We start from the raw sequence: 1,257 nt of genomic DNA on the forward strand, positions 1-1,257 counted from the left end.
CGGTCGATAAATAAACCTTGATACCGGCGATTAATGGGTCTGGAATATCTTCAATTACCTGAACATTCACGGGGATTTCTAGAGTTGTTTTAAGATCAGGGTACAGTGCATCCTTTCTTTCAATCACGAGTTGATGTGTACTGTAATCACCCGCAGTCTCAAAAGTGATATTTACATTATCTCCTTTTACTGAATCTTCCACTATTCCATCAATCAACCAATAAGTAGCCGTAAATAAATCTTCATTTGAAGTATTGATAAATGAAAGTGACTCTCCCTCTAAAAGTTCTACATCCACCCAATCTTGTTTGTCTTCCGGTACGGTTTCTCCTTCTTTTAATTCGAATAATACAACATCACCGTACATTATTTTAAAAGCAGGTAATAATTCTGGTACGTCAACATTTACTTTGAGTGGAATTTCAGTTAGAATAGCAGCATCTGGATGGTCTGTCCCTTCTCGAAAAAAAGTAACTTCCCCGGCCAAATGTTCTCCTTCTACATTGTAGGTAACGGAAACTTCTACATCCGAAGAAGTAATTTCTTCTTTATTACCATTCAGAACCCAAGTTCTTCCTGTAGGTTCTCCTTCTGTTGACACATCTTTAAAAGTAAGTGTCTCACCAAAGGTAAGATTCAATACTTTCCAATCTTCTTGTGCAGAAGGATTTATGATTTCATCTAATGTCACTGTCATGACCTTCTCACTCCCTTGATACACTTCATATACTGGTGATAATTCCGGGATGAGGTCTTCTATTTGCTCTTGCTGTTTTTCTGTACAGCTAAAAAATAATAGAAGGCACGAGAGAATAAAAAATCGTAGTCTAAATAAGTTCATTTCGTTGCTCTATTTATGTTTAAAAATTCATTTCACACGAAAAAATTCGTTTTCAATTTGCTTTCGGTAACATCAAAATTGAGTGAAATGATTTTCTTCCTTGTACCAATGTGTACACAATCTGTCTCCGAGAATAAAACAGAAATAAACATCTGATCAACTGCGATTTAAAGCTTAATATTTTTACAGAAAAATATATTTCACCTTTTGGGAAGTAAAATTTGAGGGATAAAAGATTGGATAAGGTAAGCTATTTTCACTTTGATAATTAGAATGGTGGATTGGTGATCTTCGACGTAATTTTCACAACTTAATGATAGCTTAGTATTCAGTATTTTAGATAGAGATTTTTATGAATCGCAAATAAGTATTCAAAGTGGTTCGTTTGGTCGTTGCAATGCAACGACCCTACAGAA

The 1,257-nt window shown here is 34.8% G+C and carries 1 protein-coding gene; it reads right to left on the reverse strand.

The window, feature by feature from the left end:
* Positions 1–841, reverse strand: an 841-nt coding sequence (locus PL77_RS29790) for a hypothetical protein (RefSeq protein WP_044213678.1), incomplete at its 3' end; no start/stop codon positions are given.
* Between the last annotated feature and the right edge of the window lie 416 nt (positions 842–1,257).

It is taken from the genome of Flammeovirga sp. OC4 (assembly GCF_000812565.1).
Taxonomy (GTDB): Bacteria; Bacteroidota; Bacteroidia; order Cytophagales; family Flammeovirgaceae; genus Flammeovirga.